This is a genomic window from Prevotella sp. P5-50 (genome assembly GCF_002251295.1).
In the GTDB taxonomy this organism is placed as follows: Bacteria; Bacteroidota; Bacteroidia; order Bacteroidales; family Bacteroidaceae; genus Prevotella.
Map to the genome: position 1 here is coordinate 167,202 of NZ_NPJA01000019.1, position 26,470 is coordinate 193,671.

At 45.8% G+C, this 26,470-nt stretch carries 23 protein-coding genes; 16 read left to right on the forward strand and 7 right to left on the reverse strand.

Annotated elements, in window-relative coordinates; all coding sequences use genetic code 11:
* Nucleotides 1–4 precede the first annotated feature (4 nt).
* The 3 genes from CIK88_RS04430 (at nucleotide 5) to CIK88_RS04440 (ending at nucleotide 5,102) form a co-directional block, all read left to right on the forward strand.
* Nucleotides 5–1,237, forward strand: a complete 1,233-nt coding sequence (locus CIK88_RS04430) for a nucleoside recognition domain-containing protein (RefSeq protein WP_094391522.1) — start codon at nucleotides 5–7, stop codon at nucleotides 1,235–1,237.
* 270 nt (nucleotides 1,238–1,507) lie between these two features.
* Nucleotides 1,508–2,962, forward strand: coding sequence for a lipopolysaccharide biosynthesis protein (locus CIK88_RS04435; RefSeq protein ID WP_094434802.1), 1,455 nt, complete (start codon nucleotides 1,508–1,510; stop codon nucleotides 2,960–2,962).
* Between the two features lie 10 nt (nucleotides 2,963–2,972).
* A complete protein-coding gene (locus CIK88_RS04440; RefSeq protein ID WP_094434804.1) occupies nucleotides 2,973–5,102 on the forward strand; it encodes a S46 family peptidase in 2,130 nt (709 codons plus the stop codon).
* Between the two features lie 171 nt (nucleotides 5,103–5,273).
* Here the strand turns inward: CIK88_RS04440 and CIK88_RS04445 are convergent, their stop codons facing one another.
* On the reverse strand, nucleotides 5,274–7,205 hold the full coding sequence (locus CIK88_RS04445; RefSeq protein WP_094434806.1) for a DEAD/DEAH box helicase: 1,932 nt from the start codon (nucleotides 7,203–7,205) through the stop codon (nucleotides 5,274–5,276).
* Nucleotides 7,206–7,680: 475 nt separating this feature from the next.
* On the opposite strand from CIK88_RS04445, the gene CIK88_RS04450 reads away from it, so the two are divergent.
* From CIK88_RS04450 to CIK88_RS04485, 8 genes are all read left to right on the forward strand, one after another.
* Nucleotides 7,681–8,166, forward strand: a complete 486-nt coding sequence (locus CIK88_RS04450; protein WP_144269577.1) for a hypothetical protein — start codon at nucleotides 7,681–7,683, stop codon at nucleotides 8,164–8,166.
* Nucleotides 8,167–8,183: 17 nt separating this feature from the next.
* Nucleotides 8,184–8,672 carry a hypothetical protein gene (locus CIK88_RS04455; RefSeq protein WP_094391528.1) on the forward strand — a complete coding sequence of 163 codons (489 nt, stop codon included), beginning with the start codon at nucleotides 8,184–8,186 and terminating at the stop codon, nucleotides 8,670–8,672.
* A 13-nt stretch (nucleotides 8,673–8,685) separates the two neighbouring features.
* A complete protein-coding gene (locus tag CIK88_RS04460; RefSeq protein WP_094434810.1) occupies nucleotides 8,686–9,642 on the forward strand; it encodes a DUF6175 family protein in 957 nt (318 codons plus the stop codon).
* Between the two features lie 12 nt (nucleotides 9,643–9,654).
* Entirely contained in the window at nucleotides 9,655–10,593 is a 939-nt protein-coding gene (locus CIK88_RS04465) for a hypothetical protein (protein ID WP_094434812.1), read from the forward strand.
* Nucleotides 10,594–10,632: 39 nt separating this feature from the next.
* Entirely contained in the window at nucleotides 10,633–11,469 is an 837-nt protein-coding gene (locus CIK88_RS04470; RefSeq protein WP_094434814.1) for a hypothetical protein, read from the forward strand.
* Between the two features lie 75 nt (nucleotides 11,470–11,544).
* Complete coding sequence (locus tag CIK88_RS04475; RefSeq protein ID WP_144007486.1) at nucleotides 11,545–12,459, forward strand: hypothetical protein; 915 nt, start codon at nucleotides 11,545–11,547, stop codon at nucleotides 12,457–12,459.
* A gap of 5 nt (nucleotides 12,460–12,464) precedes the next feature.
* Complete coding sequence (locus CIK88_RS04480; RefSeq protein ID WP_254046847.1) at nucleotides 12,465–13,721, forward strand: hypothetical protein; 1,257 nt, start codon at nucleotides 12,465–12,467, stop codon at nucleotides 13,719–13,721.
* A gap of 190 nt (nucleotides 13,722–13,911) precedes the next feature.
* Nucleotides 13,912–14,520, forward strand: a complete 609-nt coding sequence (locus CIK88_RS04485) for a zinc ribbon domain-containing protein (protein WP_254046848.1) — start codon at nucleotides 13,912–13,914, stop codon at nucleotides 14,518–14,520.
* A gap of 578 nt (nucleotides 14,521–15,098) precedes the next feature.
* On the opposite strand, the gene CIK88_RS04490 is transcribed toward CIK88_RS04485, so the two are convergent.
* Complete coding sequence (locus CIK88_RS04490; RefSeq protein ID WP_094391535.1) at nucleotides 15,099–16,049, reverse strand: carbohydrate kinase; 951 nt, start codon at nucleotides 16,047–16,049, stop codon at nucleotides 15,099–15,101.
* A 234-nt stretch (nucleotides 16,050–16,283) separates the two neighbouring features.
* Here CIK88_RS04490 and CIK88_RS04495 point away from each other — a divergent pair, with 234 nt between their 5' ends.
* Nucleotides 16,284–17,540 (forward strand): pitrilysin family protein, encoded by a 1,257-nt coding sequence (locus CIK88_RS04495; RefSeq protein WP_094434820.1) that lies wholly within the window; start codon nucleotides 16,284–16,286, stop codon nucleotides 17,538–17,540.
* Between the two features lie 127 nt (nucleotides 17,541–17,667).
* On the opposite strand, the gene CIK88_RS04500 is transcribed toward CIK88_RS04495, so the two are convergent.
* Nucleotides 17,668–18,684 (reverse strand): glycoside hydrolase family 43 protein, encoded by a 1,017-nt coding sequence (locus CIK88_RS04500; protein ID WP_094391537.1) that lies wholly within the window; start codon nucleotides 18,682–18,684, stop codon nucleotides 17,668–17,670.
* Nucleotides 18,685–18,709: 25 nt separating this feature from the next.
* A complete protein-coding gene (locus CIK88_RS04505; RefSeq protein ID WP_094434822.1) occupies nucleotides 18,710–19,933 on the reverse strand; it encodes an endo-1,4-beta-xylanase in 1,224 nt (407 codons plus the stop codon).
* A 180-nt stretch (nucleotides 19,934–20,113) separates the two neighbouring features.
* Here CIK88_RS04505 and CIK88_RS04510 point away from each other — a divergent pair, with 180 nt between their 5' ends.
* Complete coding sequence (locus CIK88_RS04510) at nucleotides 20,114–22,051, forward strand: sialate O-acetylesterase (RefSeq protein ID WP_094434824.1); 1,938 nt, start codon at nucleotides 20,114–20,116, stop codon at nucleotides 22,049–22,051.
* A 305-nt stretch (nucleotides 22,052–22,356) separates the two neighbouring features.
* On the opposite strand, the gene CIK88_RS04515 is transcribed toward CIK88_RS04510, so the two are convergent.
* A complete protein-coding gene (locus tag CIK88_RS04515) occupies nucleotides 22,357–23,772 on the reverse strand; it encodes an MFS transporter (RefSeq protein WP_094391540.1) in 1,416 nt (471 codons plus the stop codon).
* Nucleotides 23,773–24,104: 332 nt separating this feature from the next.
* On the opposite strand from CIK88_RS04515, the gene CIK88_RS04520 reads away from it, so the two are divergent.
* From CIK88_RS04520 to CIK88_RS12360, 3 genes are all read left to right on the forward strand, one after another.
* The gene (locus CIK88_RS04520; protein WP_094391541.1) at nucleotides 24,105–24,524 is read left to right on the forward strand and encodes a hypothetical protein; all 420 of its coding nucleotides are present in this window, start codon (nucleotides 24,105–24,107) and stop codon (nucleotides 24,522–24,524) included.
* 88 nt (nucleotides 24,525–24,612) lie between these two features.
* Entirely contained in the window at nucleotides 24,613–25,053 is a 441-nt protein-coding gene (locus CIK88_RS04525) for a D-Ala-D-Ala carboxypeptidase family metallohydrolase (RefSeq protein WP_094434826.1), read from the forward strand.
* A gap of 257 nt (nucleotides 25,054–25,310) precedes the next feature.
* Complete coding sequence (locus CIK88_RS12360; protein WP_158214640.1) at nucleotides 25,311–25,406, forward strand: smalltalk protein; 96 nt, start codon at nucleotides 25,311–25,313, stop codon at nucleotides 25,404–25,406.
* A gap of 164 nt (nucleotides 25,407–25,570) precedes the next feature.
* Here CIK88_RS12360 and CIK88_RS12365 read toward each other — a convergent pair whose 3' ends face one another.
* Entirely contained in the window at nucleotides 25,571–25,714 is a 144-nt protein-coding gene (locus tag CIK88_RS12365; protein ID WP_158214641.1) for a hypothetical protein, read from the reverse strand.
* Nucleotides 25,715–25,910: 196 nt separating this feature from the next.
* Nucleotides 25,911–26,459 carry a DUF3332 domain-containing protein gene (locus CIK88_RS04535; protein ID WP_094391543.1) on the reverse strand — a complete coding sequence of 183 codons (549 nt, stop codon included), beginning with the start codon at nucleotides 26,457–26,459 and terminating at the stop codon, nucleotides 25,911–25,913.
* Between the last annotated feature and the right edge of the window lie 11 nt (nucleotides 26,460–26,470).

Here is a 26,470-nt window from a genome sequence, read left to right on the forward strand (position 1 = left end):
CTGTATGGTTTTAAATTATATTTGGGTAGCATTCTTCATCATCGCCTTTGTGATAGCGATGGTGAAATTGGTATTCTTTGGCGACTACAGTGTGTTTCCTGCCATGATGGATTCCACATTCAGTTCGTCGAAGACAGCCTTTGAGATTTCATTGGGATTGACGGGTGTATTATCGCTATGGCTCGGTGTGATGAAGGTTGGCGAACGCGGTGGCGTGGTCGATGTATTGGCACGAATCCTATCGCCGGTGTTCAGCAAACTATTTCCCGATATTCCCAAAGGGCATCCCGTCACAGGCAGCATCTTCATGAATATTGCAGCCAATATGTTAGGACTCGACAATGCCGCCACACCATTGGGATTGAAAGCCATGGAACAGATGCAAGCCTTGAATCCAAAGAAAGACACAGCATCCAATCCGATGATCATGTTTCTCGTGCTCAACACCAGCGGATTGACCCTGATACCAGTCAGCATCATGGTTTATCGTGCTCAGTTGGGTGCTGCCCAACCCACCGATATCTTCATTCCCATCCTTTTGGCCACATTCTTCTCGACGTTGGCAGGAGTGGTAGTCACCTCACTATTCCAGCGCATCAATCTACTGAACCGCATCATGCTGCTCACACTTGGCGGTGCCTGTCTGGTGGTGTCAGCCATTATTTGGGCATTCAGCCAGATGGATGGTGAGACGATGAACCGCGTCAGCACGACAGTAGCCAACATCCTGCTGATGTCTATCATCATAGGATTCATCCTTGCCGGAGTGCGCAAGAAGGTAAACGTCTATGATGCTTTTGTAGAAGGAGCCAAAGACGGATTCCAAACTGCCGTGCGCATCATCCCCTATCTGGTGGCTATTCTGGTGGGCATCGGTGTGTTTCGCGCATCGGGAGCCATGGACATGCTGATAGACGGTATGCGCTGGACGGTAGAACAAACTGGCGTGAATGCACAATGGGTGGATGCGCTACCCACAGCACTCATGAAACCGCTATCGGGAAGTGGGGCACGCGGCATGATGGTCGATGCAATGACCACCTATGGTGCCGACTCCTTTGTAGGACGCCTGTCGTGCATCTTCCAAGGATCTACCGATACCACATTCTATATCCTTGCCGTATATTTCGGTAGTGTGGGTATTGCCAAAACCCGACATGCCGTAGCCTGCGGCTTGCTGGCAGACTTTGCAGGCATCGTTGCCGCCATCTGCATCAGCTATCTCTTCTTCTATTAAGAAATAAAGAAACTGAACTATCGCATGTGGGGAAGTTAAGGGAAGTTAGAGGGAAGTTAGAGGGAAGTTAGAGGGAAGTTAGAGGGAAGTTAGAGGGAAGTTAGAGGGAAGTTAGAGGGAAGTTAGAGAGAAGTTAAGGGACAAATGTCCTACGTCTTACGGCAAAAGGCTATTGTCTCTTAACTTCCCGAACGACCGTAGGAAGTGATAACTTCTTTTACTTCAATCAATTCCCTCAGTTGCGAAACTTGAATAAAAAAAAATAGAAATATGCCAAATCTGAAATCATTAGCAAAAGACACAGCCATCTATGGATTGAGCAGCATCGTAGGACGCTTCCTCAACTATCTGCTTGTGCCGATCTACACCGCATCCATGCCGGCATCGGGCGGTGGTTATGGTGTCATCACCAACATGTATGCCCTGACAGCATTAATCCTCGTATTGCTGACCTTCGGCATGGAGACCACTTTCTTCCGTTTTGCCAATAAGGAAGGGGAGCATGCAGAACGGGTATTCTCTACAGCTCTGATAGGAGTGGCATCAGCATCAACATTGTTTTTCATAGCCATTCTGCTACTCATCACTCCCGTCAGCACCTTCCTTGGCTATGCCGACCATCCGCAATATGTGTGGGTCATGGCGCTTACCGTTGCTATCGATGCCGTGCGTGCCATCCCCTTTGCCTATCTCCGACTACAGAAGAAAGCGTTGAAATTTGCAGCCCTGCAGATGCTGAACATCGCCATCAATATTGCACTCAACATCATCTATTATATCGGTATGGACGGTCATGATCCCGGTTATGCCTTCTATATCAACCTCGCCACATCTGCAATCGTCACACTCTGTCTCTTCAAAGAACTGTGGGGCATACGTTACGGCTTCGATTCACAACTGATGAAGCGCATGCTGAACTACAGCTGGCCTATCGTCATCCTGGGTGTGGCAGGCATCCTCAACCAAGTGGCAGACAAGATTCTGTTTCCTTTTATCTATCCCGGAAAAGATATGCACACCCAACTTGCCATCTATGGCGCTACGGTGAAGATTGCCATGATTATGGCTATGATCACACAGGCCTTCCGCTATGCTTATGAACCATTCGTGTTCGGCAAGTCGAAAGATAAAGACAACGATCAGATGCAGGCTTCTGCCATGAAATACTTCATCATCTTCACCCTACTGGCGTTCCTTTGCGTGATAGGTTGGATGGATGTGCTCAAGCGCATCATCGCACCCGACTACTGGGAAGGACTGCGCGTAGTGCCTATCGTCATGGCTGCCGAAATCATGATGGGCATCTATTTCAACCTGTCGTTCTGGTACAAACTGGAAGATAAAACCTATTGGGGAGCAATCTTCTCCGGTGTGGGCTGTGCCGTTCTCATCTGTATCAACGTCATCTTCGTACCGCGCTATGGGTATATAGCCTGTGCATGGGCAGGGTTTGCCGGCTATCTGACAGCGATGACCCTCTCCTACCTCGTAGGACGAAAATACCACCCGATAGCCTATCCGATGCGCGATATTGCCCTCTATATGGTATTGGCAGCGGCAGTTTTCTTCGTGATGCAAGCCACGAACCACCTCTCTACCGCTGTTGCCATGGGAGTCAACACCATCTTCATCCTACTCTATACCGCCCTTGTGGTGAAGAAAGATTTCCCATTGGGCAGTCTGCCCGTTATCGGTAAATACTTCCGGAAACATCAAAACAAATAATTATAACACTATGAAAAGAAAAGCAATGTTACTCTTCGGCGCTTTGATGGCCCTGTCTGTCAACAACGCCAAGGCCGACGAAGGCATGTGGACACTCTACAACCTGCCGCCAGCCATCTATGAACAGATGAAACAGGAGGGATTCCAACTCCCTATGGAACAACTCTATCAGAGCAGCAATGCCGTGAAAAATGCCGTTATCAACTTTGGAGGCTATTGCTCAGGCGTTGTGGTATCTCCCGATGGACTCGTATTCACCAACCACCATTGCGGTTTTGAATCTATCCGTAGCCACTCTACCGTAGAGCACGACTATATGCTCAACGGATTTGTTGCCAACTCGTATGAAGAGGAATTGCCCAACAAAGATCTCTTCGTAAGCTTCATGGTGGAACAAAAAGACGTGACCGACGAATTGCGCAAACTGGGCATGAGCAGCCTCGCTATCGGCAAAGTGGGCGAATGGGTGGATTCTGTAGAGAATGCCTGGCAGAAAGACATCCGCCAGAAAGACTCTACGTTGCGTGTAGAAATCAAGCCTTTCTACGAGGGCAACAAATACTATATGACAACCTATCGCGACTTTACCGACGTGCGTCTGGTATTCTCTGTGCCCAAATCGATGGGTAAGTTTGGTGGAGAAACCGACAACTGGATGTGGCCCCGTCAGACTTGCGACTACTCTGTATTCCGCATCTATGCCGACCCAAAGACCAATGGTCCTGCCGCTTACTCCAAAGACAACGTGCCCTATCATCCTGCATCATGGGCACCAGTATCAATGGATGGCTATAAACCCGGCGATTTTGCCATGATTATGGGATATCCCGGCAGCACCAGCCGCTACCTGAGCAGCTATGGTATCAAGGAACGCCGCGATGCTATGAATGCTGTTATGGCTCAGGCTCGTGCCGTAAAACAGGAAATCATGCTCCGCCACATGCGTGCCGACGAAGCTGTGCGCATCAAGTACGACTCGAAATATGCCCACAGCTCCAACTACTGGAAGAACTCCATCGGTATGAACAAATGTATCGATTCCATCGGACTCATCAGACAGAAACAGGAGTTTGAAGCCAAATTGCAGCAATGGCAACAGGAGTCTGGCTATCTGAAAGGATTGCTCGACTTTGCAAAACTGGAAAAACTCTACGCTAATCGATTCTCTGCCCTGCGTGCCCTCTACTATTGGAACGAGACTTGGGGTCGCGAACCAGACCAAATGAGCCTTCGTGCTAAGCGCATCCACAACGGCATGGAGGTGAAAGGTCCGGAAAACAAGAAGCAGAAACAATATGTGGAGTTTAAAGACAATCGCAACGAGTGGGATGAAGCTACAGACCGTGAACTGCTTGCCGCTATGATGAAAAACTATAGCGAGCATGTGGAAAAGCATTATCACCCTGCATTCTTCACCACCATCGAAGAGAAATACAAGGGCGATTTCACCGCCTATGTCAACGATCTCTACGACAAATCGCTGCTGATGAAGGACAATACTCCTATTTATATTAATAAGAAGAGCTATGCCAAAGACCTCGGTGTGCTGTTCGGTCAGGACCTTATCGAGACCATGGGTGCCATCCGTGCCGACCTTTCTGGTAGTGCCGACCAGATTGAAGAACAGGAGAAATGGCTCTGTGCTGCCAAACTGCGCATGGAACAGGATCTTCCTAACTATTCGGATGCCAACTTCACACTCCGCATGACCTATGGTCAAGTGGGCGAATATACCCTTGGCGGCAAACCTTCTGGCTACTATACCGATGCTCGCAGCCTCTGGGAGAAGATGCAACGCGCCAACGACAACTTCGAATACTTTGCCGAACCCGTCATGCACGAACTGCTCTCGGCAAAAGATTTCGGTGCTTATGCCGACAAAGAGACAGGTACGCTGCAACTCTGTTTCCTCTCTAACAACGACATTACCGGCGGTAACTCTGGTTCTCCTATCTTCAACGGTAAGGGCGAACTGTTGGGCCTTGCCTTTGATGGCAACTGGGACAGCCTGTCGAGCGATATCTTCTTCGACAAGCAGTTGGCACGTACTATCAACGTGGATGTGCGCTATATGCTCTACATGATGGATCGTTGGGGCCATGCCGACCGTCTGCTGAAGGAAATCGGCATCAAGAAATAAGATGAATGATAACCCATAACAAAGGGAGCAGCACCGTAGTGTTGCTCCCTTTCTTTTATTAGAATCGTTGCCCATACCCCGATATGGTATGCTCAACGACTATCGTCCCATTTGGTCGTTAGGTTTTATCACAAACCAGATGTTAGGGCTTATCCCCTATCGGTCGTTAGTTTATTTCTTCTTCGGACGACGACGTGCCCAACCTTCCTCGCTGAAGTCGGGCTCTTCACCACGCAAGCGCATAGAGTCTGGATTCATCAGCGATCGCCAATCGTTCATATCTTCATGATTCTGATGGCGTGCAGCTCCCCTTGAACCACGTTGCTGACGACCGTCATTTCTGTCGGCACGACCATAACCTTTAGCGCCACGGCCTTCGCCACGTCCACTACGACCCTCGCTACGCTGATTGCGTGGAGCAGGCTCGGAGGGACGTCTGCCGTTTCCGTGTCCAGCCTCATCAGCATCGTTGCAGCGCACTTCACGGCGCTTATAGTGCTGTCCGTTGAGGTTTTGCATCACGCGGTCAGCATCTTCCTCAGGAACTTCTATATAAGAGAACTTGCCCAAAAGGTCGATATGTCCCACCTGTACACGTCCTGGCACACACTTATTGAGGAACTGCATCACTTCGCCAGGATAGAAACCATCGTCCTTGCCTAAATTGACAAACAAGCGGCGGTATCCGGCTTCAGCCTTACGCGGTCCGTTCTGACGAGTACGACGGTTGCCGTCTGCTTTACCTTCGCCCCTTGCAGCCTTGGCACTACGGCTATCGGGCTTGATGATTTCGGGTGCATTCTTATAATAGTCGAGAAATTTACCGAAGGTGATTGTCACCATCTTCTTGATAATATCCTCTTTGTCGATATATTCAAACTGACGGTTGATTTCTTCCATATAGGGAGCAATCTGCTCATCATCAACATCAGTCTTCATAATATCGTCCATGGTCTTGAAAAGCTGTTTCTTGCAAATCTCCTCAGGAGCAGGCAACGTACCATCCACAAAGTCCTTACCAATCTGTTTCTCTATCTGTCTCACCTTGAATTTCTCTTTGGTATGGATGATAGAGATAGACGTTCCCTTCTTGCCTGCACGTCCGGTACGACCGCTACGATGGGTGTAGCTCTCAATATCGTCGGGCAATCCGTAGTTGATAACATGGGTAAGATCATCCACATCAAGGCCTCGTGCTGCAACATCGGTAGCCACAAGGAACTGTACGGTGTGCTGGCGGAACTTCTGCATGGTCAGGTCGCGTTGTTGCTGACTGAGGTCTCCGTGGAGTGCCTCGGCATTATATCCATCCTTGATGAGTTTGTCGGCAATCTCTTGTGTTTCTATCTTAGTGCGACAGAAGATAATGGCAAAGATGCGAGGATAGAAATCTACCACTCGTTTCAATGCGAGATATTTATCACGTGCATTGACCAGATAATAGATGTGGTTCACGTGTTCAGCACCTTCGTTTCGTGATCCCACCACAATTTCCTTATGGTCGTGCAGATAGTTGAGTGCTATTTTCTCAATATCCTTACTCATAGTAGCCGAGAAAAGCAACGTGTTTCTATCGGCAGGCACACACTCGAAAATAGCATTGATACTGTCAGAGAATCCCATATTGAGCATCTCGTCTGCCTCGTCGAGCACTACATTATTCACCTGATCGAGTTTAGCAACTCCACGGTTGATGAGGTCGATGAGACGTCCTGGTGTGGCAACGATAATCTGCACACCATGTTTTAGTGTACGTATCTGCGAACCGATATCCGTTCCACCATATACAGCGGCAATATGCATGCCGTCGATATATTTTCCAAAACTGTTGAGATCGTCAGCAATTTGCAGACAGAGTTCACGTGTAGGACTAAGGATGATGGCTTGTGTTTCTTTTCGCGATGCATCAGTTTTCTGCAACAACGGCAGTCCATAGGCAGCAGTTTTACCTGTTCCTGTCTGTGCCAATGCAATGACATCGTTTTTGTTACCCAACAAATAAGGGATTACTTCTTCCTGTACTGGCATTGGATGTTCGAATCCAAGCTCGTCAATAGCGTGGCGAATCTCTTCGCTGACGCCCAATTCTTCAAATGTTTTCAATGTTTTTTTACCTTGATAATATTGCTAATAAAGAAGGCTGAATTCACCCTCCCAGCCATTATCCCACACTAACGATATGGGATCATCAGGGTGCAAAAACCTTCCAAAAATCCTGCGGACCATCATACACATGGTCTAAATTCGTGTGCAAAGGTAGTGCAAACCGAGCGAAATACAAAGAAAATCAGAAATTTTCTTTTATTTCCGAGGTGCAGCCTACCTAAGAGACAAAGTCTCAAAGGTACGAATAAGTGAGCGAAATACAAAGAAAATCAGAAATTTTCTTTTATTTCCGAACACTTGCAAAGTTGACGCAAAAATATTTTTGTCCTCTTATCAACCAATTTTTTCCTCTTATCTGCACTTATTACCTGTCATCGTATATGGGTATTTTGGCGACTTGTAGAATCTAAAAAAACACAGTAAATTTGCAAGTAGGAAATGATTAAAAAAATAACTAAAAACTATACCCATTATGAGAGACTGGACGATACGGGTGCTCCTCCTATTATTGGTTGCTATGCCAATCACAATGGAGGCTAAAGAAAAAGACAAACCACTTATATATGAAGTAAGTTGTGGCGGGGCAGCAAAACAAGGTTTTTTTTTTGTAAAAGAGAAAGCCGGGGGCGATAAAAAAAAAATCGGCGACAATATCCTAAAGCGTTGCGCTATCCATGGCGTGTTATTCCGAGGCTATTCAGGTGGCGGTGGATGCATTTCGCAACCGCCAATGGCGGGTAGTGCCATGGTTGAACAACAGTATAGCGACTTCTTTATTCCTTTTTTCCGCAAAGGAGGAGGATGCGAGGCTTATGCCACTCTGATAGAAGGATCTATGCAGGTAGTGCGTCAAGGCAAACAGTATATCGTTACCGGCATCATCTCTGTATCCAAAGAACAACTCCGCAAAGATTTAGAAGCAGCAGGAGTGGTGAAACGATTAAACAGTGGATTTTAACCCTAACACGAAACATTATGAAGAAAACCATTCTCATCAGCATCGCCATATTTATGATGGCAGGTGCAAAGGCACAAGTGGCCATGTCGCCACGAGTAGGATTCGAGACCCAATGTCTCGGTGTGGAGGAAGATGGCACTCAGACACTACGTGTATGGGGATTCGGCAGCAAGAAGAAAGATGCGGTAGAACAAGCTATGAAAACTGCCGTACGTGACATTCTCTTCAAGGGTATTCATGCTGGCATGGAAGGTTGCAACACACGTCCTATGCTGACAGAAGTCAATGCTCGCGAACGTCACGAAGCCTATTTCAACAAGTTCTTTGCCGACGGCAACCGCTTCAAGAAATATGTTTCTTTCAAGGATGAGAAAAAGAAGAAAAAGTCAAGAGAACATACCGAGAGTACGTTGGGAACCCGATGGAGCATTGTGGTAACCGTGAAATGTCCACAGTTGCGCCAACGACTCATCAAAGATAAAATTATTCAGAAAGACTATAAATAGACACGCTATAATAATGAACACAAGGATTAACATTATACTGATAGCATTGTTGGCAATTGCCATGCCATCGTTCGGACAGGCCAAACTGCCGAAATTGATGGTTGTGCCAAGTGATGTCTGGTGTAACGAACACCATTGTATGGATACTGTAGATATAATGGGCATCAAGGAAATGATTCCCAACTATAAGAAGGCACTACAGGAAAACCGCGACCTGATGGCGGTCATCTCCAAAATCAATACACTCATGGCAGAACGTGGTTTCCCTTTGCAGGACCTCTCACAGACCATCAAAAGTATAGAACGTCTCAATCAAGAGAACAGTGTGATGCGTACCAAGACCTCAGGTGTTGGTTTGGCAGAGAGTCCTGTTGATCGTTTGCGTCGCACGGCTCGTGCCGACATTATCTTAGAAGTAGATTGGGGAGTGAATGTCAATGGGCCGAAACGTTCCATTACCTACAATCTCCGCGGACTCGATGCCTATAGTAACAAGCAGGTTGCTGGTGCAGAAGGAACTGGAGCACCATCATTCTCTGCAGAAGTTCCAGTGCTCATAGAAGAGGCGGTACAAGACCACATGGACAGTTTCACATCTCTGCTCCGCCAGCACTTCGATGACCTTCTTGCCAAAGGCCGCGAGGTTGTTATCGAATTACAGATTCCAGACAACGGACAAGAACTCGATTTCGAAACAGAGTATGATGGTAAGGAACTTGGCGAACTGATTACCGAATGGATGGCAAACAATACCGTAGAACATCGTTTCAACAAGAGCGATGCCACCGAAAACTATCTGCTCTTCGATCAAGTTCGCATCCCACTCTACCACACCAACGGTATGGCTATGGATGCAGAAGGTTTTGCACGCGAACTACGTAAATATCTGAAAGGAGCCCCACGCAACATATCCACTAAGGTGGTCAACCGTGGACTGGGTCGCTGTCTGCTTATTGTTGGAGAAAAATAAAGTATTACGACTATGAAGAAATATATTGCATCGTTTATCATAGCCTGCACAACGGCACTTTCCGTTCAGGCTCAAGAGTGCAGTCTGCCTATTGGCATTGCATTCCAGTCTGGTGCGTCTGCCATTCCAGTATCTTACCAACGAGTGGTAGCAGGCAAACTGCGCCAGTTGTTGACAACGAATGGTGTATCGGCAATGGCAGGACTCCATAGTTTTGCATTGGTCCCTGAATATGAAATCATAGGCAAGAGCATCACAGCAGGTCCTCCCCGCCAAACAGTCTGTCAGATACAACTCAACCTAAAGGTGCTCAACGCTGACGATGGTGTTGTATTCTCGGCATATACCACTCAACTCGATGGTGTCGGTCAGAGTGATGCTGCCGCATTCAGCGATGCCGTAAAACGGCTGACGCCACGTCATCAAGGATTGTCAGACTTCATAGCTCAATCTCAAAAAAAGATTGTTGCATACTATGATGCACAAGCAGACCGTATCATTGCCCGTGCCAAGATGTTGGACCAGACCCGAAAGTATGATGAAGCCATCTACGAGTTGCTCATTATTCCCGAATGTGCAGCAGCCTATGATCGTGCGCTATCATGTGTCAAGGAAGTATGGCAGCACCGTATCAACACCGAAGGCGAACGACTATTGGCCAAAGCCGTTGCCATTTGGTCTGGTCGTACAAATAGTGATGCTGCTATCGAAGCCGCCAATCTGTTGGCAGAGATAGATCCCGAATCATCAAGTTATGAGGCTGCTATCAAACTTCTTGAGGAAATCAAAGAGAAGGCTGAACTGAATACGCCATGGGATATTGCACTAAAAGTCATGGACGACAACATCGATATGGAGCAACGTCGCCTCGATGCTTCCAAGGAAGTAGCTAAAGCCTACGCAGAGAACATGCCACAGACAGAGACCAAACTTCTATTCTTAGATAAATAAATATCTTTAAGCAGAATTTAACTTATAACTCCCGAAACAATGAATATGAAAAATTTAAACTTCAAGTATTTTTTAGGCATTCTTACCGTATGCATCATGCAAGGAGTTTGCAGTAGTTGTTCAAACGATGACAATGGAACAGCTTCTGTCCAAGCATCACTTGCAGGAATTTGGCAAGGTGACTATGCTCAATGGGTCATTCAACCAGATGGCACATACGAGGTAATCAACGAAATAATTAATATCGGACTAAATCCCGGAGAACCGGAGTCTAGTGAATATATCGAATGGGAAGGTAGTGGCAAAATCATCTACAATGGCAATAGTTCTCCTTTAATTATCGAAACTGGAGAAGGGAGCCTTACCATTACTGACTATAAAATAGAACGTGATAAAATTACACTAAAGATGCAAGGCGAAACGGTTACTCTTAACAGAAGGGCTGCTTTCAAAAACAAAGCACCGAAACAACTGAAGAATTGCCGTTTTAACTGCGAAATAGACAGATACTACAATCTTTATTTCGACGAAACAGGAAAGGCGCTCTTCGCAAAGGGTTGTGAATGGGATGGTTTGACAGAACCTATAACATATAATTACACTAAAACAAGTCAGAACACTGCTACTTTGACTTGTAGTTTTACTATAAAATACCCGATGGTGGGTAATTGTTATGGAATAGAAAAACATACCTTGACTTATGATCTTGAATTCAGAGGCACTTATATGGAAAACGGAATAGACAAGATGTATTTTGGAAAAACTATAGCAGAAGAAAAAATTGAGTATGAAGCGTATGACAAAAATGGAAATTTAATTAATGAGTCTTCTTCAACAGATAGTGGATATGAATATTTTGCTATCCGAAACGAATAGAATCAAACAACAACTCATATTTCAATATATAAAAACAGATATCAATATTACAATAACCTCAAAAAAATTATGATTATGAAGAAAACAGTATTTACATTTGCGTTACTTCTTATTTTAGGAATAGGAAACAGTACAGCCCAAACCAATGAAGCAAAACCATTTGAAGGAGAAATAGTGTCTAAAGTAAACTCTTACCAAAAGGTAAAGACCAAACTCAAAACAAAGAATATTATTGCCAAAATGATAGCGGGATCTATTATCAAGAAGAACGTTGATAATAATCCTGATTTTTACAACGGCATCTGTACCACCACCCTTCTTATTAAAGGATCAAAGATACGCGAGCATCATGGTGGTAAAAATAGTGTTACGATTACTCAGACAAATGGAAATGTGACAAAAACTGCCATCTATTATCCCTACATCAAAAAAGGCTATTACTTCACTGATGCTGCTAATAATGCCACAGGAGAAGGAGGAACAACAATTGGTGGTGTGACTATCAACCAGTCAAAAATAGAAAAGACCGGTGAAATGATGGTTGACAGTTACAAGTGTGATGTATATAAAGTAAAGTATGAGTTAGTGTCAGATACTTTGGACAACCATGCTGTGACAAACGTCCACTGCGAATGGGCTGTTATCCCTGATTCTGTTACAGCGGGAAAAGGCAATACACCACTGGCAGAAAGCAGAGTTTTGAAATCCACATCAAATATTGTCGTTCAATCTACATCGGAAATGCTCAATATGGACATGCAGTTTAATATCTCCAGCACTTTAAAGAAAATTACTATGCGCCCTGTTGACGATTCTGAATTTGAGATTCCTGCGGATATCAAAATGGTGGATATAAATGAGAAACCAAAAGAGATGATTAAGATCATACAGGAAAATGCTAAGTATCTCAAGAAGAATGGGCTGTGGCAAGAAGCTCCAGATGAGGCACCCAAGATCTATGACAACCTTTCCGAAGACTGGGATTATTAAAACGTATGAGACTACGATTTATCATATTACTGACAATGGTTTCTTCTGCTGGGTTCGCCCAGCAAGAAGACTCCTTGTTTCTATACAGACGAGGGTCGATATATTCTTTTATGATATGTCACCGCGATTTAGCTTTTTCCACCGAAATAGAACAGGCTTTCAATGCTATGCCTATTCCTGACAAATATAACGACCACAATGTAGGAAAGAGAGTCTTCTATACCACAGAACGAAAACTGAAGATGAAGGAACTTGATCATCATTATGGTTTCAAGATCAACGACTTGTCTGACAAAGCAAAGATGAACGACTTCGACCTGATTCTTCAGCAGCAACACATTGCGAGTCGCCTTGTTGCACGATGGTTTCAGCGCAAGAAATCCACAGGCATTTGTAGTATGAACCTTGTTCAAGAGCGTGGCTATAATAATGCATCTGAAATGGAGAAACGCCTTGCTGCCCTTTCTGTGCGCAAAGATGCGCTGTTGCAGGATGCTGGCGAGGAGTTAATCGGCAGTACATTTGTATTGATCAACGATATTCGCTATATAGATAAAAGTTCCGGATCTGCTGTTATTGGCGGAATAGTGAGTGCTGCTATTCAAACCAACAATATTCTGAATGGTTCCAACACCATTGGTCAGGATGATTTAGGAACACTTATCGCCACATACAAAGGATTCAATGTTAAAATCAACACTTACCTTTATCAATTGGTGTGGGATAAAGATATCTCATCGTTCTTTTATAATGAAATATATACAGACACTATAGACGATAGAAAGAAACAAAACTTCGAAAACAACCGAGGCAAATTCACACTGATATTCCTTGGCATGCAGGAAAGCAGTGGCAAAGACATTTCTTTCATGGGTATCAACGAATCAGAGCCACAGGTCATGGTGCGCAAGGCTTGTCAACGGGCTTTGGATGAAAATGTGGCAAACCTCCAGAAGAACTTCGATGTATTCAAGATTAAGTCACCATTATTGGCCGTTGCACCTTTGAAATGTGAAATTGGAAAGAAAGAAGGTATTACCGAGAAGAGTCGTTTTGAAGTCTTAGAGGCTGTAGAAGACGATAAAGGCCACATAGAATATAAGCGTGTTGGTGTTATACGTCCTGCAAAAAATCTGATTTGGGACAACCGCTTTATGGCAAAAGAGGAAAAGGCAGAAGGTGCAGAATTGGGATTCACAACTTTTGAGAAGGTCAGCGGTAAAGATTTCTATCCTGGCATGTTGATTAGAGAGATCAAGTAACATCGGCTATGGGAGAAAAGAAGAAGTAAAAAACACATATATGGTTACCTTTCGGCGATAGGCTGTTGCAGCATGATCTTCCTTCGTTGCAAAATCATTCATGTACATGCCATCTTTTCCGTTACGTTAAAATGGTTTGTTCGGAATATCCATACCTTTGCAATTGGATATCAATCAACACTATTATAATATGGATAAGAAAGAAATGAGATTTTGCCAAAGCTGCGGTATGCCGCTGACAGACGATATTCTTGGTACCAATACCGATGGCAGCAAGAGTGAAGAGTTTTGCATCTACTGCTATAAAGACGGGGCATTTACCGGCAACTACACTATGGAAGAGATGGCAGATTATTGTTCAATGTTTGTAGATGAATACAACAAGAACATGGGAAAACAACTCACAAAGTGTGAATACAAGCAACAACTACTGCAGTGGTTTCCGAAACTCAAGCGATGGAGCATGCCACAGGATGCCATCCCACATGCCGACCATCCCATGAAACAGGTATATATCGACCATATCAATGCACTCGGCATTGACGAACTTCACGTGAACAATCTCTATGTCTTCATGGGTGCTATGGTCAACCAATCCTATACCGTCAATGGCAATAACACCAAACTTCTTAATGATGATGAGGCATATTGGGGAACTCAGATTCAGAAATCAAATGGTCGTTGCTATGGTGTTGCGTGTAATGAGAAGTATATTCTCGTGAGCGAATATAACAAAGATGGTACAGATGCCGAAGTTGTGACCTTAACCCGAATCGACCATGAAGTAGGAAAGAAATAGAATCTACATCGTTCTCGTGCGCACGCATGCGTATGTATGCACGCGCACGCGATGTCGAAAAAATCGACCACTCGACCACCACATAGCATAACTCTCTGTAAATTACCCGTTTATAGTGGTGGTCGATTGTTCTCTGAGTGTTTTTTCGACCACCGATTGACCACCCATCGACCATTATGCGCTTGTTGTTGTTAAGATGATGACTGTTTAGACAGCGAAGTAAACTAATAGCGACAACACCTGTTTCTAATATTTGAAAGTACTTGTTTCTTATGTTTGAAAAGACTTGTTTACAACGTTGAAAGGACTTGTTTACAACGTTGGATAACACCTTTATCAAACATTGGATAACATCATTATCAAACGTTGGATAACATCTTTGTCAAACGTTGGATAACACCTTTGTCAAACGTTGGATAAAAACATTATCAAGGTTTGTTAGAACCCTGAAAATAATTTCTTTTCAAGAATTTCAATATTTCGTCACAAGCATATAATAGTTAGCGACCATAAAACCTGATATATAAACTGGAGAAACGGATGTTTGTTTCTCCAGTTATATTCGGTTATTTCATGCATCACAAACCATTATTCTGCAAACCTTTCCGCATCTTTTCGCCATATTCCTCCGACACATAATTGTAAATATCCCTACAACACTCTGCCGAGAAATCAAGAGCTGACGATACAAGAGCGTCCCATTGCGATTCGGTAAGCCCTTGGTCAATATGCTGGCGGGTAATGCCATTCTTGATGAGTCCGTAGATGAAACCTGCATTGAAATTGTCGCCGGCACCGATGGTGCTGACCGTTTCAGTGGGCAAAACGGGATATTGCTTGCTGAAACCACTATCACCACGCACCTCAACAGGATCTGCCGAACGGGTATAGATGAACTTTTTGGTATAGAAGGCTATCTGCGAACGATAAACGGTGTCGGCATCATGCTGGCGGAAGAGTATTTCGAAATCCTCCGAACTGCCACGCACAATATCTGCCATCTCTAAATTGTCGAGCAGATTGGGCGTCACCTTCATCACCTCGTTCTTATGAGAAGCACGGAAATTGACGTCATAATAAAGTATGGCGCCACGTTGGCGAGCATAGTCAAGGAAGGCATATACCTGGGGACGGATGACAGGATTGAGAGCAAAGAAACTGCCGAAAAGCACGATGTCATCGGCATTAACCTCAGGATAGACATAGTCTATGCGATCGTGGGGATGGTCTTTATAGAAAATATAGTCGGCATCGTTGTGGTCGTTGAGAAATGCCAACGACAATGGCGACTTTGATTCAGGATAGACATTGACGTAGGAAGCATCGATACCATTGCTTTCCATAAACTTAATGATATTTTGTCCGATACGGTCATTGCCAGTCTCACTAATCATACTCGCCTTCACTCCCGAACGTCCGAGAGAGATGATGGCATTGAAAGTGCTACCACCAGGCAGTGCGCTGATGGGTTTCTCGTCGCGAAAGATGATGTCGAGCACCGTTTCGCCTATTCCTATTACTTTTCGCATAGCATTTGTGTGTTGTTGTTTCTATATAGCAGACAAAGTTAACGCAATTTTGCGTAAATACAAAAAGAAAAAAATATTTTTTATGAACGTTTTCATCGGAACCGAACTGGGTCGAGTTATGTCATGTCGTGAAAACAATGATGAAATCCAACCATTTTTTAATATCCTCCATCCATTTATGGCTTTTTCTCAATTATTAGCTGTAATTTTGCAAACGAAATATTGTTTTTTGAGATGAACAACTATCACACCTATACACTCAACAATGGTCTCCGAGTAATCCATCTGCCATCTGATTCGCCCGTTGTATATTGCGGAATCGGCGTGCGCGCGGGGTCCTGCCAGGAAGAAACGGGCAAAGAAGGCGTTGCCCACTTCTGCGAACACGTAACTTTCAAAGGCACTGCACGGCGCTCGGCACTACAGATTCTCAACACACTGGAGCGTGTGGGTGGCGACCTCAATGCCTTTACCAACAAGGAAGACACGGTGTTTTACGCTGCTATACTGCGCGACCACCTGCCCAAGGCGGTAGATTTATTGTGCGACATCGTATTCCACAGCACTTATCCTGATACTGAAGTGGGGCGCGAACTGGATGTGATATGCGACGAAATAGAGAGTTATAACGACTCGCCTGCCGAACTTATCTACGATGACTACGAGAACTTGCTGTTCTGCGGACACCCTTTGGGCCACAACATACTGGGCAGTCGCGACGTGGTGGCACACTTCACTGCCGACGATGCACGTCTGTTCACCAGAAAACACTATCGCCCTGACAATGCCATCTTCTTTGCCTACGGCGATATAGACTTTCAGAAGCTCATCAAACTGCTGGAACGCCACGCGGACGCCATAGGCACAACGATGAAAAGCGACGAAAAAGCGCCCATTTCATCGGGCTCTACAGACCTGTCCGAAACTTATACCGACCCGGGAGAGCATACCCATATCGTGCAACGAAACACCCATCAGGCACACGTCATGCTGGGCTGTCGCACCTTCTGTTTCGACGATAAGCGACGTCTGCCACTCTATCTGCTCAACAACATATTGGGCGGACCGGGTATGAATGCACGCCTCAACCTGTCGCTGCGCGAGCGCAACGGACTGGTATATACCGTAGAAAGCAGCATGGCGAGCTATCACGACACAGGGGTGTGGTCGGTATATTTCGGTTGCGACCACCACGATGTGAAGCGCTGCCTGCGACTGGTTCACCACGAACTGGACCGACTGATGCAGCGTCCGCTCAGTCAACGACAACTGCACGATGCAAAGCAACAGTTGAAAGGACAGATTGCCATAGCCTGCGACAACCGCGAACAGTATGCACTCGACATTGCCAAATCGTATCTGCACTACGGCAAGGAGCGCGACATCGACTTGCTACTCCAGCAGATTGACGCCTTGACTGCCGACCAACTGCTCGATGTGGCACGCTATACGTTTGATCCTGAACGGTTGCAAACACTCATCTACGAATAGAGCTACACAGCGCGTTTCGCCAGAAACTACGGCAGAAACAGCCATCAGACAGTAAGAGGATGCTACGGAGCAAAAGCTCTATAGCATCCTCTTATACTTAGGATTGGCAGTTGCCAGTATGGTCTGGCTACTCGTTGATAACTTTCTGAATGGTGCCATCCTCATTGTAGAAGAGGCGTTGTACCTTCAGTGAACGCAACCATGTCTTATCGTTGCTGGGCACACAGTCGTGGTAGAAGAGATACCACTGACCCTTGAACTCTACGATAGAATGGTGAGTGGTCCATCCCACAACAGGATCGAGTATCACACCCTGATAGGTGAACGGTCCGTAAGGATTGTCGCCAATACCATAGCAGAGGTAGTGGGAGTCACCAGTAGAATATGAGAAATAGTACTTACCATTATACTTGTGCATCCACGATGCCTCGAAGAAACGGTGAGGATCGTCGGCCTTAAGGGGCTGTCCGTCTTTGTCAACCACGAGAACTGGGCGTGGTGCTTCAGCAAACTGCTTCACATCGTCGCTCATGCGAACCACACGACTGGGCAGTGCTGGTGTACCTTCCTGCAATACCAACGGAGTTTTTTTGTCGGGAGCCGGGCCCATCACAACGCCCTGCTCACCTGGAACGGGAGTTACGCCATTGTCGCCGTACCACTGAAGCTGTCCGCCCCAGAGTCCGCCAAAATAGCAATAAATCTGTCCGTCATCGTCTTTGAATACCGATGGGTCGATACTGAACGAGCCGCGGATGGGCTGTGGTTCCGGCACAAACGGTCCTTCGGGACAATCAGCCACAGCCACACCAAGATGGAACACGCCATTATAATCTTTTGCAGAGAATATCAGATAGTATTTGCCATCCTTCTCTACCACGTCGTTGTCCCACATCTGCTTCTCTGCCCATGCCACTTGCTCTACATCGAGCACTACGCCATGGTCAGTAGCCTCATCGTTTTCCACATCGTTGAACGACAATACGTGGTAGTCTTTCATTTGGAAATGACCGCCATCATCATCGAAAGCCTCACCGCTCTCCCTATCATGTGAGGGATAGACGTATAGCTTACCGTTGAACACATTGGCTGAAGGGTCAGCCATATAATCTTTCGGAAATAGGTAACGGGGTAGTTTTGCCATAATAGTCAGTTGTTTTATTAGTTATTTATTTCTTTGTTTTCTTCTTGCCTTTGATCTTTGCTGCTGCTTTACAGCAGTCACCACCTTCAGGGCGCACCACATTGATGATGGCTTGGATCTCCGGTTTGGGTTGGTTCTGACGGTCAAAGAGTGTGGCATAATCGGTGCGACCCTTGATGGGGAAGTCGTTTCGCCACGAACAAGCATCGTTCAGACACCAGAAATTGACTCTCAGAATATCGTCGCGATGGCGCACCAACATCTGGAAAAAACGAGTCCAGAAGTCTTCCACCTCTTTCTTCTTCGCTGCAGGGAGACCATCTTTATAGGGATCCATCTCTGGACGATAGGCAAACATATCGGAGATATTGGCACCAGCAAAGCCAAACGGATTGGGCAACACCGACAGATCGAGCTCTGAGAAGAAGGTCTTTACGCCCAAACTGGTAATGGTCTTGATGGAATGTTCGTATTCCTCTACATAGTTGTTATCATCGAGTATGAGATGCCCCTGCATGCCGATGGCGGTAATGGGCAGTCCTTTGCGGATGAGTGGAGCGAAGTATCGAGCTACACCTTCCACCTTTGTCGCCCTATTCATCGAGAAATCGTTGTAGTAAAGTTGGGCTGTTGGGTCTGCCTCGTGGGCATATTGGAATGCCAGAGGTATGTAGTCTTCACCCAGAATCTGATAGAAGAGGCTCTTGCGAAGTGTTCCGTCATCCTCAAATCCCTCATTGACCACATCCCAGGCTTCGATTCTTCCTTTGAAATGACTGACGATAGTGGTGATATGCTCGCGCATGCGTTTCTTCAAAACCTCAGGCGAAACGAGGTTCCCTTGTTCGTCATAATGGAACCATGGGGCACATTGCGAGTGCCAAATCAAGCAATGGCCCAGCACTTTCAGTCCTGCTGCACGTGCCTTATCTACAAATTGATCGGCAAGCGTAAAGTCATAGACACCCTCTTGGGGGTGGATAACTTCGCATTTCATGCAATTTTCAGCCACTACATAATTGAAATTACGGACGATAACATCCCAATCTATAGTCTGATCGGTATCGATTCCGCCGGTAATAGTCTGATCTGCCAGACTCTTTGAGTTGGCTTTCACCTGCCACTGGTTAACACTTACGCCAGTATTCCAATAGTCACGGTAGGCGTCTTTCAAGGTGATTTGCTGCGCAAAAGCAGCAGTTGCCACGACTGTGGCTGTTGTCAGGAGTGCTGTTCTTAGATGTTTCATTGATGCTTTAAGCGTAGTTTTACGGTGCAAAGATAACACTTTTCTGCTTCACTTTCATTTGATGGTGTCACACAATACCACATCATTTGTTTCATTTCGGGATAAATCCATGTTTTTTTTCGTTTTCATCGCTTTTTTTATGTAAGTTTGCAAGAGAAAAAACAAAAAACTATAAGACAAATGAAACGAAGACTTTCCACTACTCTCCTTACACTCTTGTGCATCGCCATGAGCGGTACAGCACAAGTGCGACTGCCACAACTCTTTCAAAATGGTATGGTGGTGCAACGCAACAAACCCACCGTAATATGGGGCGATGCCCAACCCGGACAGCAGATAGGCATCAGGCTGCACAAGCAGAAAACGATGGTAACGGCTGATGCCGACGGACATTTTCGTGCCACTCTTGCACCACAGAAGGCTGGCGGACCTTACCAACTGACCATTGGCACTACGGTTATCAATGATGTGATGATTGGCGACGTGTGGTTGTGCGCCGGACAATCGAACATGGATGTCACTATTGAGCGCGTATATCCACAGTATCCCGATGAAATCGACCATTATGAGAACTCCAAGATACGCTATTTCCGCGTACAAACAGATAAGGACACCCATGCTCCGAAAGCCGATGTGCTACCCACAAGTTGGAAACCATTGACACAAGCCAACGTTAAGGGTTTCTCCGCCATCAGTTATTTTCTTGCCAAAAGGATGTTTGAACAAACCGGTGTGGCACAAGGAGTGATCTGCAACTCCTTAGGTGGAACACCCGTCGAGGCTTGGATTTCTGCCGATTCACTACTGTCTGAATTTCCCATAATGGTACAGAAAACCATGCTGTACGATAATCCGGAGATGGTTGCAGCACAGGATAAAGCCAACAATATGGCAAACAACCGATGGTCTGAACTGCTTGACAAGAGCGACAAAGGCATGGCTGAAGGATGGAACAGCGAGGCTTATAACGATAAAGACTGGCGCACCGTGAACCAATACAGCACGCTGACACAAGGCTACCATGGCAACTATAGGGGGTCGCTGTGGCTTCGCCAACACCTCAACATCGACAGCAAGCATGCCGGAAAAGCAGCGCGACTGTTGGTGGGAACCCTCTTCGACATGGATTACACCTTTGTAAATGGTCGCGAGGTGGGTCGCACCTATTATCAATATCCGCCACGCCGCTACCAGATTCCTACCGGTTTGCTCCACAAAGGTGACAACGTACTGTCCATACGCTTCATCAGCAAATACGGAATACCCCATTTCATCCACGAAAAACCCTATATGCTCATCTTTGAAGATGGCGACACCCTGCGTCTCAGCGAACAATGGAAAGTGCAGGAAGGAGCATTGATGACAACCTGTCCAAGTGGCGGTACATCCATACAAAACTTGCCTTCGGTACTTTACAATGCTATGCTCTACCCCTTGGCACCTTATACTATTAATGGTGTGGTGTGGTATCAAGGTGAATCGAATACCGGTACCAACGATGGATGGGTGGAAGACAATGGCCCTGCCGTATATGGAAAACTGCTGAAAAAGATGATGGGCAACTGGCGCGCACTGTGGAACAACGAACAACTGCCGTTCTGCATCGTACAATTGGCAAACTTCATGGCGCCCAGCGAACAGCCTCAGCCTCGCTCGGCATGGGCACGACTGCGTGAAGCACAGCGTCTGGTAGCCATCAACGACCCGTTTGCCGAACTGGCAGTAGCCATCGATATGGGTGAAACGGTAGATATCCATCCGTTGCGCAAAAAGGAGGTTGCTGATCGTGTAGGCGCTTGCATGGATCATTTAGTATATGGCAAGAAGGCATGGCTGTCGCCACAACCCGTGAAAGCAACAGCCAACGAGCGCCAAGTAACCGTCAGCTTCAACCAACCCATGCTGTCGGGCGAACAGCCAGAGTTTGAAGTTTGCGACGCTTCAGGCCGTTTTGTCAACGCCAAAGCCACATGCGATGGCACCACAGTCACTATCGAGAGTCCTGTTGCCAACCCTGTCCGCGTGCGTTATGCCTTTAAGGACAACCCATTGAAAGCACGCTTACAATCGGCAAAAGCCGTTCCTGCCAGTCCGTTTGAAATAGCTATCGAACACTAATATTCTTCATTTTTAGCCGATTCCATCGGCATTATATCAATTCGTCAGCCTCATCTGTGATTCCTCAGATGGGGCTGATAGTTGTTTATACAATATGGTGATAGGATGTAGCAAGGACTATTATCACTATCAACAATACCGATTGCTGTTTATATATAATATGGTGTCGCTTTACCACAGAAGGCAGTTCGGTAGATTACAAAAAATAAATAGCGCCTATAAACACTACGGGTCGCATGCCTATGCACACGACCCGTAGTCTATTTCATTAAGCGTGGGCATAAAACCACACGCCACACAGCCTATCAATTTATAGCATCGGCAGTCTCACGCTTTTCAATTTCCATGTTAATCTCATCGATTACATCGTCGGTCAACTCATAACGAGAGATGATAAACATAGCCAAAACCAACAGAACAGCAGGTATCACACATACCAACCAGAGGATTCCTTCCTCGGCAAATGGTGTCTGTTCGACGCTCTTTGGATTATAAGCTACGTAAGCCAAGATAGCAGGTGCAACCACACTGCCGAGTGTCATACCAGCTTTGAAGAATATTCCAGTCAGGGCGTTGACAATACCGGCAATACGCTTTCCGCTCTTGTATTCACCATAAGAGATTACCTCTGGCACCAGTGCCCACATATAACCAGTGGCAACGATAACACCAGTAGATTTCACAAACTGAGCCACATAAACAAGTGTCATGCTCGGTGCATCCATCTTTGCCACAATATAGAGGAAAGCCATACCGATAATGGCAATGCTGAGGAATACATAGAACATATTCTTCTTGCCAATAGCTCTTTTAATCATTGGCACCAGTGGCATGAAGATGAATGAAGGCGCCGAACCAAGTCCCATGAATATGGAGAGTTGCTCGGAAGTGCCGTGCATATTGCAGTTCATGAAATAAGCACCGGCAGCATTACCAATACTCATCATAGCAAAGGCTGTGATGAAGAAGAAGGCTATGATACGCAATGGACGGTTATGGAAAAACTCCATCCAAAGGTCGCTGACCTTCACATTGGCACTCTCTTCTGCATTCATTACCACACGTTCCTTACACTGTGTGAAGCAGAACAGCAGCAGCAACAGACCCACCAAAGCATAGATTGTCATCGTGGTAAACCATGCGCCAGGATCTTTAGGCAGTCCTTCCACCTGCTCATCGGTAAAGTAAGCAATGAGCAGTGGCAGACCTGAGCCTACTGCCAGACCACCACAGTTTGCCATAAACATACGCACTGAGGTGAGAATGGTTATCTCGTTGGTGTCGCGGGTCAGTGAAGAGTTGAGCGCACCATAGGGCACATTGATGAAAGTATAGAGCAATGTCATGGCAATGTACGTCACGTAGGCATAGAGCAACGACGGTGCAAAGCCGTTCCAGAAGCACAGAATGGCAAAACCCGATAGTGGTATGCCGACATAAACCAGGTATGCCCTGTATTTACCCAATGTAGGATTGTGCTTGTCGATGAGTGCCCCAACAATAGGGTCCCATATCACATTAGCCACATTTCCCACCGTAAACATGACCGATACATCGACAGCATCGAGTCCGTAGATATCGGTGTAGAAGAATAGCAGATACATGCAGGTAGTCTGGAAAATCAGATTCTGAGCTAAATCGCCGGAACCGAAACCGATTCGCTGCAACCACGAAAGCTTATAGAAGCCTTTCGTTTCATTTTGAGATTCAAATTGTGCCATTATTACTTTATAGTTTTATTGTTTTCAAATACAGTTGGCTTAGTTGCTTGCAAAATTAAAAAATTTGTGGCTGATTACCATTCACAGATGTTACAAATATATTGTACTTTGTTTCATCCATGCCTTACAAAGGCAAAAAAGCTGTTGAAATGGGCTTTATAGCGTGTTATAAACCCATGAGAACAATAAGGAAAATACTAAAGGCGCTATTGCTTAACAGATGTTAATATAAAACATTTTTTAACTAAGAAAAATAGAAAGTGAACTTATTGTGCACAAACTACAAGTAATTTTGCCACCGAAAAACATTATTCACTATAATCTTTTATACTATGAACTACAATTACAGAACCCCGCTAAACCCTGCTTCGAGCGAGCAGCAGTTGATGATCAAACAACAAAGAAGAATGGCACGTACGAAACTGGCACAAGATTTTTGCCAACTACTAAACAGTCCGAACAGTCCTAACCTGCATTGGAACAGTACCATCAGCGATCTCATGGAGGTGGTACTCCTGGTGTTCCAAGAAGGAAACATCGTCAACAAGACCGGATGTCCCTGCACGTTTAGAGATATGGCAACCGAGATTTGCAACAAACTGCATGTCAAACAGCCCCGCTATGCCCGACGGTGTGCTAACCAGGCCACGCAGCGCAAAGGTGTCAGACAGTGTTCGTTTCTGGACCGTTACCTGTTTACAATGACCAACAACAACGGTGATTCACTACTCAACCAGTATGTGGGACGATGATTACACGGGGCGGGAAATGCCTGCCCAACAATTTTCAATTAACCCAAAAACACACTCTTATCATAACAACCGAATAATTTTTAATATCATGAAAAACACCAAACAAAGCCAGTTGAGCGAACATTTCTCGCTCAGAGAGATGACTGCATCGGGCACTGCCATGCAGTTGAACATTGACAACACGCCCGACGAGGCACAAACCGAATGTCTGCGCAACCTATGTCAACAGGTGCTCGAACCGCTGCGAAAGCGCTTTGGAGTCATCAGAGTGACCAGCGGATTCCGCAGCAAACGGTTGAACAACGCGGTTGGCGGTGTGATTTGCTCGCAACACCTGTTGGGTGAGGCAGCCGACCTACACATCAGCAACAGGGAAGTGGGGCGAAAGATGTATGATTACATCCGCAACAACCTGGATTTCGACCAGCTATTGTTCGAACACCGAATGGCAAACGGATGTATTTGGCTACACGTCAGCTACACCAAACGCCATCCCAACCGCCACGATGCACGCCCTGTCTATCTCTAAGCGCCTACTGGCAGAGGGCCTACGAACTATCAATATGCTCGAAAGGCAGTATGCCAGAATCGTATGTCAGCACTGCTGGACACTTGTCTCCCACCCTTTTATATAAATAAGGTGTGGGGGGCTTGGCAAAAAACGAGGTATCCTGTGGGGGATAAGACAATTTGCTTTCGCCTCTAAAAAACATTAACTTTGCACCTGCAATCCGGATGCAACGAGATTATCAACAACATGTCTAACTCAAAAACACCATGAAAACAATGAAAAAGAATTGGCAAACCATCATCAAAGCAATTATCGCAGTACTCAGTGCACTACTTGGCGCACTCGGCACCTCAGCCATGTATAACAGCTGATGAACATCTACAAAGGAAGAGGGAAGTCCACAACGGACTTCCCTTTTTTATTGTTTTGATTTCAATATCACCAATACGCTTTGGCAATATCGCTCGCGTCGATTGGCAATATCGCTCGTGTCGATTGGCAATATCGATTGCGTCGATTGGCAATATCGATTGTGTTATTCAACAACGACAGGTTTTTCGTCGTTTTTCTGCAGTTCGCGATAGATCACAGCATTGAGCGAAACGGCAGCACAGAGCCCCACAATGACAGCGATATGACCTCTTTGTCGCTCATGCCCCTTGGACTTCCCGCTTCCCATCCGTTTTGGAGTGATGCTGAAGCCCCACTGACACAGGAAAAGGCAGGGAACAGCAAGCCCTTCCCCAAGGATCACTTGTGGAAAGACGATATAGTGACCAAGGACAAATTTTAAGTCCGTAATAAGTAAGAGAATAGGCATAAAAAATCTCCCGCCCAATCCGGACGGGAGATTTTTATGTTGCTTAGCAATGAAATTAATTCATAGCGAAGAAGATGTCGCTGTTGGCAATGAGGCGAGCCTTGTTTACACCTTCCTGATTGAGGGTAAAGCTTTCGGTTTCACCGTTGATATTTGCCATGATAGTGCCATCACCGTTGAAGCGGAAGATTTCCTTCACAACGCCGTCCTGCTCCATTGACCAAGAGTCAGTTTTCTGGTCGTGGATGAAGCGTGTAACTTCTCCGGTAGGCGCTTTGACCTCATATCCGTTTTTCAGCGTAGTCACAGCATAGTAGCGACCATCCTGTCCCATCACCTGCTTCGTCTTTCCAACATCAGCCAAGGGATTTGATCCTGTCCAGAACTCGATAGAGTTGAGCACCAAAGAGTCAGCAAACAGACACAAGCCGCCCACGATAGGAGTGAGGATGAAGCCAACGATAGCGTTGACATACTTATTGTTTGTCATCTGAGTCTCCCACTTAGCAAACTTGTTGAAGAGACTGAAAGAACCGATACACGAACTGGTTGCGAGGCAACCGATGAGCAGCCATGCTGCTACTTTCACATTGAGTTTTCTCATAGTCGTGGTGT